The 12,482-nt window shown below is 57.2% G+C and carries 9 protein-coding genes; all 9 read right to left on the bottom strand.

The window, feature by feature from the left end:
* Positions 1-237: 237 nt before the first annotated feature.
* The 9 genes from ACZ89R_RS01665 to ACZ89R_RS01705 all read right to left on the bottom strand — a co-directional run bounded on the left by ACZ89R_RS01665 (position 238) and on the right by ACZ89R_RS01705 (position 12,399).
* The gene (locus ACZ89R_RS01665) at positions 238-2,367 is read right to left on the bottom strand and encodes a lipase family protein (RefSeq protein ID WP_429546947.1); all 2,130 of its coding nucleotides are present in this window, start codon (positions 2,365-2,367) and stop codon (positions 238-240) included.
* Positions 2,368-2,378: 11 nt separating this feature from the next.
* Positions 2,379-3,173 (bottom strand): hypothetical protein, encoded by a 795-nt coding sequence (locus tag ACZ89R_RS01670; RefSeq protein WP_429546946.1) that lies wholly within the window; start codon positions 3,171-3,173, stop codon positions 2,379-2,381.
* A 10-nt stretch (positions 3,174-3,183) separates the two neighbouring features.
* Positions 3,184-3,978 carry a hypothetical protein gene (locus tag ACZ89R_RS01675; RefSeq protein ID WP_429546945.1) on the bottom strand — a complete coding sequence of 265 codons (795 nt, stop codon included), beginning with the start codon at positions 3,976-3,978 and terminating at the stop codon, positions 3,184-3,186.
* Between the two features lie 7 nt (positions 3,979-3,985).
* A complete protein-coding gene (locus ACZ89R_RS01680; protein WP_429546944.1) occupies positions 3,986-4,837 on the bottom strand; it encodes a DUF4123 domain-containing protein in 852 nt (283 codons plus the stop codon).
* Positions 4,834-6,906, bottom strand: a complete 2,073-nt coding sequence (locus tag ACZ89R_RS01685) for a type VI secretion system Vgr family protein (RefSeq protein WP_429546943.1) — start codon at positions 6,904-6,906, stop codon at positions 4,834-4,836. The genes ACZ89R_RS01680 and ACZ89R_RS01685 overlap by 4 nt, the downstream gene beginning before the upstream one ends.
* 289 nt (positions 6,907-7,195) lie before the next feature.
* The gene (locus tag ACZ89R_RS01690; RefSeq protein WP_429546942.1) at positions 7,196-8,140 is read right to left on the bottom strand and encodes a carbohydrate kinase family protein; all 945 of its coding nucleotides are present in this window, start codon (positions 8,138-8,140) and stop codon (positions 7,196-7,198) included.
* Between the two features lie 13 nt (positions 8,141-8,153).
* Complete coding sequence (xylB, locus tag ACZ89R_RS01695; protein WP_429546941.1) at positions 8,154-9,650, bottom strand: xylulokinase; 1,497 nt, start codon at positions 9,648-9,650, stop codon at positions 8,154-8,156.
* Positions 9,651-9,808: 158 nt separating this feature from the next.
* Positions 9,809-11,281 carry a mannitol dehydrogenase family protein gene (locus tag ACZ89R_RS01700; RefSeq protein WP_429546940.1) on the bottom strand — a complete coding sequence of 491 codons (1,473 nt, stop codon included), beginning with the start codon at positions 11,279-11,281 and terminating at the stop codon, positions 9,809-9,811.
* Between the two features lie 14 nt (positions 11,282-11,295).
* Positions 11,296-12,399, bottom strand: coding sequence for an ABC transporter ATP-binding protein (locus ACZ89R_RS01705; protein WP_429546939.1), 1,104 nt, complete (start codon positions 12,397-12,399; stop codon positions 11,296-11,298).
* Positions 12,400-12,482 lie beyond the last annotated feature (83 nt).

The raw sequence follows: 12,482 nt of genomic DNA on the forward strand, positions 1-12,482 counted from the left end.
GAAACATTTAAGCGGCATTTGCTTTAGGAGCCCGGCCTGCCGGCGATAGCGATCTTCGAGACGCTACCGTTGGCAGGCCGGGCTTTTTTGGTCACGGTGCTGGCGGTTACTTACAAATAATCGAGTAATGACTATGCCAACGATACATCCGTTCCTCGAACGCCACCTTCCAGTGAAAAGCGGCGCACAAGCCAGTCTCTCGTGGATGCTGGCTTGTTTTTCGGGACGCGCTGAAATTTAAGCCGTTCTCAGTTCACTGCTACTCGTTCGAGGAATCATCGCCAGCTGGACCTCGACTTTGTTTTCTTTTTTCGCCATCCAGCGATCGACGTTGATTTTATGTTCCGGCGACTGGGTGGCAGAGCCGTAAATATCTTCGGGGGTCAGTTTAAGGAAACTCAAGGCATGCAGCCGTTGCCGGGCTGTATTCAACCGACCTATTTCCGCTCTCAGTAAACTTGCTTCTCGCTGGTTTGCCTGACGGTCATATTGAAAGGCGTTGTTCAGTTCGGCTTCCTTCGTCTTCAAACGGTCCTGCATTTCTTGCAGTTGGTAGTAGACCTGATCGTACTCAGTCTTGGTCACCACCGTGGTTCCGCTTTCCTGGGTTTGCTGCCAGCGGCGCAATGTTGCCCAGGCGTACGGAATGTAGGAGGGCACCATGTAGTGATCACTCATGTGGAACAGTTGCTGCACAAAAGCGGCACGGTCGGGCAAGTCTCCGAACTTTTTCAATGCCTTGGTGCAGGCGGCCTCTTCGATGGAGTCGCAACCTGGATCCCAGAGAACGGCGGATTGCTCACGTCCTTTAAACTGGACGGGCATGAAATGGTGCAAATTACCGTGGTGCTCGTATGGCGAACCGCCCGTTCGCGACAGGCCTATAGCGAAAATAAGTGCGCCTAAAGGGGCGGTGACAAAACTGATGATAACGCCGGGCACCCAGATACTTTTGCGAGTATTCATCCAAGGCGCCGGAACACTTGGGATCGGGTCGTTGTTGTTGACCATGCGGTGATGGGCCAGTTCTGCAGCGCCGTTGACGAAGTCGGCATCGCCGGCTCTTGGGGAGCCGTAGGTGTAGAGAAGGACGTCGTATTCGTTGGGATCACGTCGTAATGCTTCGGCTAGTAAGGTAGCGATCGCCCCACCAAGGCTATGCCCACAGACGATGATCTTTTGGCCCGCGTAAAACTGATCGAGGTAGACCTTGATGAATTCGCTCATTGCTTTAAATGCGTCGTAAAAGCCTTGGTGTGCTTTACCTACACCTTCCACAAATGGAACTTGCTCTGCGTCAGTGTCCCGTAAGAAGTCCGCGCCTTCCAAGGTTCCTCGGATGGCGATCAGAATGATTTCGTCGTGGTGAGTTATGAACGCCTGGGTATCACTGCCACCTTTGATCTTGCCATCATCGAAGAAGTGCCATTTGGCGGGGTGCTCTTGTTTTACACCCAAGTCTGGCTTGTTTTGTTTGTACAACAAAGGGTCGAATGGCAGGATCTCGAAACGCTTCGAATAAGGTACATCTTCATAAAGCGGATAATAAGCGGTTGTTTGGTCTTTGTTGACTTTCCAAGTTTCTATAAAGCTGGTAAGGCTGTTGCCAAACATATAGCCGACGCTCGGGTCTAATGGGAATGATACCTTGTCGATGGGTTTTTCGGCTGGTTCTTGGCCAAAGTTGCAGTAGCTCAAAGAGGCAAACAAGGAAAGCTGATACAAATTCAAGGCGCTGAACTTGTTATCTTTTGAAAACATAGGTCGGAAAGCGCGCAATGGCCGAACTTCGAGGACGGTGTGTTTATTTGGAAGTAAGGCAATACCCCGCATTTCCGACTCATCTGGTCCAAAGCCGAGGTCGCCCATCATTTTAAGTAAGTTTTGATTCGGGGGGTATTTTCTTGGAGACTCAGGCGGTAGATGAGCACTGTTTTTTACTAAATCTCGCACCTCAACGTGAAAGAATTGATCAGCTTTCGCTTTTGCAGGATTGTTTTCAACGCGTAAACCATCTTTTCGAACAAAGCGGGTTTGTTCCGCTTTGACCTGTAGTTCAGTGATGGGCAGCGGATAATTATCTCTTTGCGAAAGGGTGCTGTATAAATCAACAGGTCCTGTGTAAGGGGCATCTAGAGTCAGAACCACAGGTCCTTGATAATGGTTGAAAACCTTTGCTGAACCGTCACTGTCCAGTACCCCTGGGTATTTTTGGTGTGCGCTATCCTGAAGGACATAGGAAAGTCCGGCATAAGGTTTGCCATCCCCAGTCTCGTCTACTACCTGGAAACTGATCCAGTCGCCACGAAGTGGACAGGCTTGTGATTTATCGCCAAAAAGTGGCTTGCAAGGTGCCTTTGACTCCATAAAAAATATCCTTATTCAGTACAGTTGGGATAAACGGTGCAGTCACGTCCATCCGGCATTTTAAAAGGTTTGAAATTGGTAGTATTTCCTCGACAGAATGCATAGGGATCTTCGATGCTTTCCCCCATGCATCGTTTCCACCCTTCGGGAAATTTAATCCATGTGTCACCCATGTATGGACGCTCTTCCTTCATAAGTGAAAACACCACTTTTACTGTCTTTCCTGCGAGCTGGTCACGTTGCAGAGATCCGCCGACAACTGGACTGATTGTCTGACTTTCATCAGTTGCCGTTTTGCATTTAAGTATCTTTGTAATGTAATTCTTTTTTCCGATAGTACGAAATAGCCATTGGCACTGGTTCTGAAATACTATTGGCGACGTGAGCGATTGGCTGTTTGCGATTCCATCTTGGAATGAAAGACCTGCATAGTCTCTCCCGATATCCAGTCGCTTTGCGCCATATTTGCCTTGAACCTCGAAACTAAAACTATCCAATACTAAAGGACAATCTCCAGTCTTGCTGGTTAGGGGGATCTCAAAGTTGGCAGTTTGCGCATCCTTGTTAAGCTCTTGCTCAAAGAATTTTAAGCCCGGGTAGTTTCTTCCCTCGCGGGGTGGAACAGTGCATGTTTCTCCAGTGCGAGGGACATATGACGCTTCACCCCTCAAGCGGAACTCAGGCGGGAGTTCAGTTAATAGCGTGAAACTGTCAGGTTGAGCCGTCGAGCAACCTGTAACCCCAAACGTTCCAAAACTGAGGATTGCAACGCGGGCAATGCAACGGAAAAAGTCGCGAGTATCCATGATAAAGTCCTTATTCAGTGCAGTTGGGATAAACGGTGCAATCACGCCCATCCGGCATTTTGAAGGGTTTAAAATCTGTTTTGTTTCCATCACAAAATGCATAGGGGGCCTCGAGGCTATCGCCCATGCAGCGTTTCCAGCCAGTGGGAAATTTTACCCAGTTGTCACCAACAGCCGGTTTCTCCTCGTTTGAAATATCAAAAACTACTTTTAACGTCTTGCCCGCCAACTGAGCACGTTGCAACGGACCCTTTGCCACAGAACCATTTGCCTGTTCGGGAGTTGCCACCGATTTACATTGCAGAATTTTAACGATGTAACGATCAGGCCCTATTGTGCGAAAAAACCATTCGCACTGCTTCTGCAATGTCATGGGTGAGGAAGAGTTTTGACTGTCTGCAGTTCCATCCTGAAAGGCAATGCCCGTGTAATCCCTACCTAAATCGAGCCGTGCAGCTCCATACTTTGCGTCAACCTCATAGCCAAAGCTATCCAGCACCAAAGGACAGCCACCTTCCTTGCTCGTCAGCGGAACTTCGAAACGCGCCGTTTGTGCATCGTTACTCAGCTTCTGCTCAAAAAACTTCAAGCCCGGATAGTTCCTGCCTTTCCGAGGAGGAACCGTACAAGCCTCTCCCGTTCTAGGCACATAAGACGCCTCACCTTTAATGCTGAACCCCGGTGGCAACTCCGTCAGCAACGTAAAGCTGTCAGTAGACTTGATGGCCGAACAGCCAGAAGCCGCCATTGCACCAGCAACAGCGAACAACCAAAGCATACATCCCGAAAAGGTCGCGTTAGACACCTCAACCTCACCCACGCTCTGACTGCCCTAATTGCGCATCAAACACCCGCTGGCACCGCGCAAAATGTTGCTCCGGCGTCTCACCCGGCAGAGGCTGCCAAGCCATATCGTCCGCGCACTGCGGAGCAAGTCTCAGGCTGAGCATGAACTCACGCTGTTCCGGCGTGTTCCATTGCCAGGCCTCAAGCAGGTCCATCTGCTCTTCCAGCCATTCGCGGACATTGCGGGTTTCGGAGAGTTTGGCGGCGGCCTCGACGTGGTACACCAGCAACCAGCGTTTCAGGTTCTCGCGTAAGATGTTGCGCGTACGCTCCGGCGAGTTTGGAATTCGTAACCATGGCGCGGGGTTTGGTACTGGGTACCTGCCGGGCCTGGCGTTATCTGCGCTTTTCCACTTCTCCTCATCCCAATACAACACGCTGCTGATCGGACCTAACAGCAAGGAGCGTTCGGCCTCGCTCAGGTTGGCAAGGCAGCGAGCAATCACGCGATTATCCTGAAAGCGGAACAACGAACGTTCGCCATCTTCCTCGATAACCATTCGGGCTTGCCAGTGTAGGGTCAGGCTGTCGAGATCAGCCTTGTCCATGCTGCCGATCCAGCCCCAGTTGCGCTGTGGGTCGTCCAGCAGTTTGCGGAAGGCATCGGCGCCGGGATTGTGCAGTTCGGTCAGCCAAGGGCTGATGGCGGCGAACTCGGCGTATTGGGTGCGTCGATAGAGTTGCACTGAGTGCTGCATCAGGCCGGCGCTGTAGAGCGACGTGACCGGGTTCGGTTCGGCGAGGCTGTCGAGGGCCAGGATCAGGACGCGATTGAGTTTAGCTTGCTCGCCGAGCCAGTTGTTCAGTGCGTCGCTCATGCTGTTGCCCCCAAATCACATTTTCCTTCACGGCAGGCTTCGCAAATCGGGCAGCGGATATCACCGGCTGCCCGGGCCGCTTTGGCCATGGCCATTTGCACGGCGGCCGGGACGAGCAGGGCGCCGGCCTTGTCTTTGGCGGCGGCCCATGGGATTACCGGGTCGAGAATCTGGATTCCCGTACCGGCGCCGGGAGCGCCGCCGGAATTCACCTTCACCTCAGCCCCGCTAATCGTCACCCCACCCGCATCAATCTTCACAAAACTCCCGCCAGCCTTGGCCGTCAGCTCCATCCCACCCTCAACCACCACCTTCTCCCCGGCGTGGTAATGAATCTCCGACCCGGCCTCAACAAACTGCGCCGTCCCCACTTTCACATGCCGGGTCACGCCGACAGTCAGGTGATCATCCGCCCGCGCTTCAGTCTTGCGATCCAGGTGGGTGAGGCGGTGCTCTTCCACCTTGAACTCGCTGAACGCGTTGGCTTCGACCGTGTCATGCCGTTCGTTGCCGATGCGGATTTTCTGGTCGTGCTCGATGTTTTCATCCCAGTCGCGCTGGGCGTGCAGGTAGATCTGTTCCGCGCCTTTCTTGTCTTCGATGCGAAACTCGTTGTAGCCCTTGCCGCCCGGTGAACTGAGGGTCTTGAAAGTGCTGCGGGTTTTGTTTGCCGGCAGGTCGTAGGGGACGATGTTTTCCTTGTGGTACAGGCAGCCGGTGATCAGCGGTTGGTCGGGGTCGCCTTCGAGGAAGGTGACGAGCACTTCCATGCCGACTCGCGGGATGGCGATGCCGCCGTAGGCGTTGCCGGCCCAGCCGGTGGCGACGCGCAGCCAGCAGCTGCTGGTGTCGTGGCCCTGGCCGTCGCGGTCCCAATGGAATTGCACTTTGACGCGGCCGTATTCGTCGCAGTGAATTTCTTCACCCGCCGGGCCGGTGACGATGGCGGTCTGGCTGCCCAGCACTTTCGGTTTCGGGTGTTCCAGGGCCGGGCGGTAATGCGCGTCCCACGGCGTGGCGAGGAAGCGGTTGCGGTAGCCCTGGTGGAAGTCGTCCTTGTTATCGGTGACGTCGCTGGTGATGTTCTCGCCGAGTACTTGCGGCTGCTTGCCTTCGTGGACGATTTCCAGCAGCAGCCAGAGGTCGTTCCACTCGGCGCGCGGGTGTTCGCTCAGGGCCATGAAGTGGCCGCTGACCAGGGTCGGTTCGTCGCCTTTGCCTTCGGCCAGTTGGTAGTCGCTGCGATGGCGTTCGAGGGCACGGGTCGCCAGTTGCTTGCCACGTGCGCGGTCGGTGAAGCGGCCGGGGTAGTCGTAGTCTTCGAGGTCCGGGGCGAACGCGCTTTTGGCCGCGCCCTCAGGCAGCAGGCGCGGTTTTTCGAAATCGTAGTCGCGGCGACTGACGCGGGTGGTACGGGTTTCCAGGCGCAGGTTGAAGCGCTTGATCACCGGTTTCTCGGTGGCCATACCGGAGTCTTGCTGGTAACTCACCGGCGCGAGTTTGCGGAACACCGTCTGGTCATCGCCGAACACCAGTTTGTGGCCGCTGGCCGAGTGCTGGAAATGAAAGTGAATGCCTTCCTCTTCGCACAGGCGCTGGATGAAGTGCAGGTCGGATTCGTCGTACTGCACGCAGTACACACGCTCGGGGTAGATGGCGCCGAGCTGGAAGCTGTAGGCGTCGGCCAGAATGCCGCGGGCCTCGAGGACTTGGGCGATGATCTTCGGTACGGTTAACTGCTGGAAAATCTGCTGGTCGTGGTTGTGCCGCAGGTAGGCCAGTTGCGGCACCAGGCTGATGCTGTAGCGGGTCAGGCTCTTGCCGGAGTCGCCTTGCTCGATGCGGTAGACCAGACCATGGATTTTGCCCTGGCCGGTGGCGCCGAAGGTCAGGCAACCGGGCTTGTGCAGTAGCTCTTCGAGTTTCAGGTCGGGGCGGACGCTGACCAGTTCGATGTCGAAACAGAACGGCTGGTTGAGGGCTTCGCGACCGACGAAGCTGAGGACCTGCAGGTCGACGGAAACACCTTCGAGTGTGAGGGAGATATGGATTGCGTTTGCGTCCAGCATGCCTTGAGTTCCGTCCTTTGAAAAAGCAGGGGCGGATGGTGCAGTATTAAAGTGCCATGTTCAAGACGAATATGGAGGGCAAGCTGTATAGGGGAAACCCTTGTCTAGAGGGTTTCGAGCAATGGATATGGGCTTGTGCCGTTGATTGCGGAGTTACAATTTTTCGGTGTGCAACCGGTAGGCCGCCTTCGCGGGCAAGCTTCTCTCCTACAGGATTTGTGGCGAGCCATTGATCATGCCAACGCCGGACCTGTAGGAGCGAGGCTTGCCCGCGAAGAGGCCCTCACATTCAGCGCATTTCCAACTGCTGCCGATACGGCAAATCCGGCCCTGTCTTGCTGCACGTCAGCGCCGCTGCGCTCACCGCAAACCTGAGCATCCCGTCGATCTGTTCACGGCTCAGCTGTTGTAAACCTTCAACCGAATCCAACTGCTGCTCGGTCAGCCAGGTAATCAACGCTGCCTGAAACGTATCGCCAGCCCCCACAGTGTCGGCAATCTTCACTGAACAGGCCGGTACCGACCACGAGCCGTGGGCACGGCTGAATACCGTTGCGCCTTCGCCGCCACGGGTCAGGAACACCACCTGACAGCGATGCTCCAGCCAGCCTTCGATGACGCGCTGAGGATCTTGCTCGGGGTACAACAGACTCAAGTCTTCGTCGCTGACCTTGATCAGGTCGGCCAGCTCCACCAGCGTGGCAATCCGCGAGCGCCACAACTCGATGTTCGGCTCGGGATTGAGGCGCACGTTCGGATCGAGGCTGATCAGGCGTTTGCCGCTTTCCCGTTGCACCAATGCCAATAACGTATCGGCAATCGGCTGAACCACCAGCGAAAACGAGCCGACATGCAAACCGCGCACTTCAGGCCCCAGCTCTGGCAGATGCGCCAGGCTCAACTGCCGATCAGCGCAGCCTTCGCCACGAAAGCTGTAGTGGGGCGAGCCATTGGCACCGACCGCGACCATCGCCAAGGTGGTCGGCGCGGCAAAGTCCACGAGGTAGTCCGGGCGCACACCTTCATCCTGCAGCACTTGTTGCAAACGTCGGCCGAGGTAATCGGTCGATAGCCCGCCAAACAGTGCCGCGTCCACGCCCAAGCGGCGCAAACCTACGGCCACATTGAACGGTGAGCCGCCGGCAATCGCCTTGAAATTCACTTTGGATGCCAGGCCGCTGGCATCGTCTTCGCTGAAGAAATCGAACAGTGCTTCGCCACATACCAGATACATAGTTTCTCGCTCTTTAAAGGGTTGCGACATGCTGTCGATAGCGTTCATAGGCCTGCTGACAGGCCGCTACATTTTCTGCAATCGGTAAGGTTTCACTGGCCAGATCGAGCTTTACGCAACGCTCGCACAAGTCCGCCAGACTGTCTTCGTGACCGTTTGCCCAGGATTTGCACCACGCCGCCTGAATCGCTGCGCCGAGGGCCGCGGCCTCGCTTTGTTCAGTACAAATCACGGGTGTATTCATGATGTCAGCGACGATCTGCCGCCACACCGGGCTCTTCGAACCACCGCCGATCAGGCAGATGCGCAGGCTTTGTAAGCCATTCTGGCGCAGCAGGTCCAGCCCGTAGCGCAAACCGAAGGTGGTGCCTTCTACCACGGCGCGGCACAGGTTGGCCCGGGTCAGGTTGGTCATGGTCAGCCCCAGCAGACTGCCGCTGGCATGGGGCAGGGCAGGGACGCGTTCGCCATTGAGGAACGGCAGCATGCACACGCCGTCGGCACCGATCGGCGCTTGCTCGACCAAGCCGTTGAACGCCTCGATATCCAATTCGAACAACTCGCGAATCGCGCCGGTCGCGTTGGTCAGGTTCATCGTGCAGATCAGCGGCAGCCAGCCGCCGCTGGAGGAGCAGAACGTCGCGACCGAGGCGTCCGGGCTGACGTTTGCTTGTTCGGCATAGGCGTAAACCGTGCCCGAGGAGCCGAGGCTCATGGTGATCGCGCCAGGCTTTATATTGCCGGTGCCGATGGCGCCCATCATGTTGTCGCCGCCGCCGCTGGAGACCAGTGCGTGCGGGTTGATGCCGAGGTGTTCGGCGATACTCGGCAGGATTGTGCCGACCGGTTGGTGGGCATCGATCAGCTCCGGGAGCGCGGCTTGCAGGCGCCCGGTGGGGTCGATGTCGCGCAGCAGTTGCAAGTCCCATTGGCGGGTGCGCACGTTGAAATACCCGGTGCCCGAGGCATCACCGTACTCGCTGCAACTGCGCCCGGTGAGCCAGTAGTTGAGGTAGTCATGGGGCAGCAAAATGCGGGCGATCCGGGCGAACACTTGCGGATGTTGTTCTTTGGTCCAGAGCAGTTTGGACACGGTGTAGCCCGGCGCGATGACGATGCCGAGGCGTTCCAGGGAACCTTTTTCGCCGCCCAGATGGGCGAGCAAGCGGTCGTTCTCCGGCGTGGACTCGGTGTCGCACCAGAGCTTGGCCGGGCGCAACACCTGGCCGCGATCGTCGAGCATCACCAGGCCATGCTGCTGGCCGGAAACACCGATGCCGAGGATGGCCTGACCGTCTACATTCGCTGCGAGCAATGCACGGTGGGTGGCCAGGGTAAAGGCTTCCTGCCATTGGACAGTGTCTTGCTCGCGACGACCATTGGCGCCGCTGATGAGGCTGTGGGCAGCGGCGCCCTGACCGAGGACCTGGCCGCTGTGCGCGTCGAGGATCACGGCTTTGGTGCCTTGGGTGCCGCAATCGATGCCCAGGAATAATTGTTGGTTTGCCATGGAAGATCCTTGGTGTGTCAGGTCGATCTCAGTGAAGCCAATCGCGAGCAGGCTCGCTCCCACATTGGATCGTTGTCGAACACAGAGTCTGTGTTCGCTGAAGATCTACTGTGGGAGCGAGCCTGCTCGCGATGACGGCAGCCAATTCGGCACCGCACTTACGCCAAAACCCGCTCCAGCGTCCGTGTCACCCCAACATCGCGCAAGCTGTTACAGCACCACTCGAACGCAGCGACAAACTCCGGTGAACGCGGTATCGCCGTCCCAAAAATTTCCTCCACTTCCAACAACCGCTGCGTGATCAACACATCATCGGCCACCAGCGCCTGGCAGAACGCCGCCCGTGGATCCGGAATTGCATAGGTCTGGCCATTCTCATCCACGCCTTTGAGGTACAGCGCCCAAGCCGCCACCACCAGCGCCGCACGTTTGGTTTCCTGGCCATCAGCAATCAAGCGATTGATCGTCGGCACAGTGAATTTCGGAAACTTCGACGAGCCATCCGAACATACCCGCTCCAGCTGATCGGCAATCGCCTGATTGGAGAAGCGCGCCACCAGGGTGCTTTTGTACTCGGTCAGGTCGATCCCCGGCACCGGCGCCAGTTGCGGCGTCACGTCCAGGTCCATGTAGGCGCGCATGTAGCGCACGAACAGCGGGTCGTTCATGGTTTCGTGAACGAAGCGGTAACCCTTCAAAAAGCCCAGGTAGGTCAAGGCCAGATGGCTGCCGTTGAGCAGTTTGATCTTCATCTCTTCGTAAGGCGTGACGTCGTCGGTGAACTGCACGCCGACCTTTTCCCAGGCCGGGCGACCGTTGACGAATTTGTCTTCCAGCACCCATTGCACAAACGGCTCGCAAACCACCGGCCAAGCGTCATCCACTGCATGTTTGTCGGCCAGTTGCAGACGATGCTCGGTGCTGGTCATCGGCGTGATTCGGTCAACCATCGCATTAGGGAAACTGACATGGTGCTCGATCCAGTCGCGCAGATCGGCGTCGCGCAGGGCGGCGAATGCCAGCAAGGCTTTACGGGTCACGGCGCCGTTGTGCGGCAGGTTATCGCAAGACATCAGCGTGAACGCGGGTGTACCGGCTGCACGACGTTTGGCCAGTGCGGCGCAGAGGAAACCGAACACGGTTTTCGGTGCGTTCGGGTGAGCCAGGTCGTGCTGGATCTGCGGCAGGTGCGCCATGAACTCGCCGTTGCTGTCATCGATGCAATAGCCGCCTTCGGTGATGGTCAGCGAGACGATGCGGATATCTGGATGGGCGAGTTTGTCGATCAGCACTTCGGCGCTGTCTTCGGCCAGCAGCATGTCGCGGATGGCGCCGATCACCCGCACTTCAGCGTCGTCGCTGTCGCCGAGTTCGAACAGGGTAAACAGATAATCCTGCTCTTTGAGATCGTCCCGGGCGCGGCGATCTTCAGCGCGCAGGCCGACCCCGCAAATGGCCCAGTCCAGCGCTTCGCCGGTATTCATCAAGGCATCGGTGTAGTACGCCTGATGCGCACGGTGGAAACCGCCGACGCCAATGTGCGCGATGCCTTGGCGGGTGTCGCTCAGGGTGTAGGCGGGCAGGGCCACCTCGGGGGCGAGGCGGTTGAGGTTCTGTCTATTCAGTTTCATCGCATGCTCTCGGATCAGGCTGCGGCGCGCAGTGGGCGGGTCAGCGCCATGCCGTCGGCATCGAATAAATGGCAGTGTTCGGCATCCAGGTGCAGGCTCAGGGTTTCGCCATAACGGCTGGCCAGATCGCCGCGAACACGCATGGTCAGCGCTTCGCCGGACGACGTCAGGACGTGGCAGAAAGTGTCGCTGCCCAAACGCTCGCTGACGTCGGCAGTGACTTGCAGGGTGCAGTCGCCGGGTTGCGCCAGCTGCAGATGTTCCGGGCGAATGCCCAGGGTCACCGCGCCGCCGACGCTCAGGTTGGCGCCGCTCAGCGGCAACGTGATGCGGGTTCCTGCGTCCAGCAGCACTTCGCAGCTCCGGCTTTCGACGCGGGTGACTTTGCCCTTGAGGAAGCCCATTTTCGGCGTGCCGAGGAAGCCTGCAACAAACAGGTTGGCCGGCTGGTGATACAGGTCCAGCGGCGAACCGACTTGTTCGACTTTGCCGCCATTGAGGACGACGACTTTGTCAGCCATGGTCATGGCTTCGACCTGGTCGTGGGTCACGTAGATCATCGTGGCTTGCAGTTCTTTGTGCAGGCGCAACAGTTCCAGGCGCATCTGCACCCGCAGGGCGGCGTCGAGGTTGGACAGCGGTTCGTCGAACAGGAAGATTTTCGGGTTGCGCACGATCGCCCGGCCGATGGCCACGCGTTGACGCTGACCACCGGACAGTTGCTTGGGCTTGCGTTCCAGCATCGGCCCGAGTTCAAGGATGCGCGCCGCTTCGCCGACTTTCTTCTCGACTTCGGCTTTCGCTACACCGGCCAGGTCCAGCGCGAACGACATATTTTTGCGCACGCTCATGTGTGGGTACAGGGCGTAAGTCTGGAACACCATCGCCAGGTCGCGTTTGGCCGGGCTGACTTCGGTGATGTCGCGGCCATCCAGTTCGATGGTGCCACCGCTGACTTCTTCAAGGCCGGCGATCAGCCGCAGCAGGGTGGATTTACCACAGCCCGACGGGCCGACGAACACCACGAATTCCTTGTCATTCACTTCCAGGTCGATGCCTTTGATGATGGAAAAACCTTCGAAGCCTTTTTGCAGATTTTTGATTTTCAGGTTGGCCATGATGATGGGCCTCCGATTGTTGTTTTTTAAGATCAAAAGATCGCAGCCTTCGGCAGCTCCTACACGGAACGTCCGGCCGATGC

Source organism: Pseudomonas sp. TE3728, assembly GCF_056279145.1.

What these genes read in the sequence shown, in the direction of transcription:
- ACZ89R_RS01665 (WP_429546947.1), bottom strand. Translation starts at nt 2,367, where the DNA reads ATGGAGTCAAAGGCACCTTGCAAGCCACTTTTTGGCGATAAATCACAA.
- ACZ89R_RS01670 (WP_429546946.1), bottom strand. Translation starts at nt 3,173, where the DNA reads ATGGATACTCGCGACTTTTTCCGTTGCATTGCCCGCGTTGCAATCCTC.
- ACZ89R_RS01680 (WP_429546944.1), bottom strand. Translation starts at nt 4,837, where the DNA reads ATGAGCGACGCACTGAACAACTGGCTCGGCGAGCAAGCTAAACTCAAT.
- ACZ89R_RS01685 (WP_429546943.1), bottom strand. Translation starts at nt 6,906, where the DNA reads ATGCTGGACGCAAACGCAATCCATATCTCCCTCACACTCGAAGGTGTT.
- ACZ89R_RS01690 (WP_429546942.1), bottom strand. Translation starts at nt 8,140, where the DNA reads ATGTATCTGGTATGTGGCGAAGCACTGTTCGATTTCTTCAGCGAAGAC.
- xylB (WP_429546941.1), bottom strand. Translation starts at nt 9,650, where the DNA reads ATGGCAAACCAACAATTATTCCTGGGCATCGATTGCGGCACCCAAGGC.
- ACZ89R_RS01700 (WP_429546940.1), bottom strand. Translation starts at nt 11,281, where the DNA reads ATGAAACTGAATAGACAGAACCTCAACCGCCTCGCCCCCGAGGTGGCC.
- ACZ89R_RS01705 (WP_429546939.1), bottom strand. Translation starts at nt 12,399, where the DNA reads ATGGCCAACCTGAAAATCAAAAATCTGCAAAAAGGCTTCGAAGGTTTT.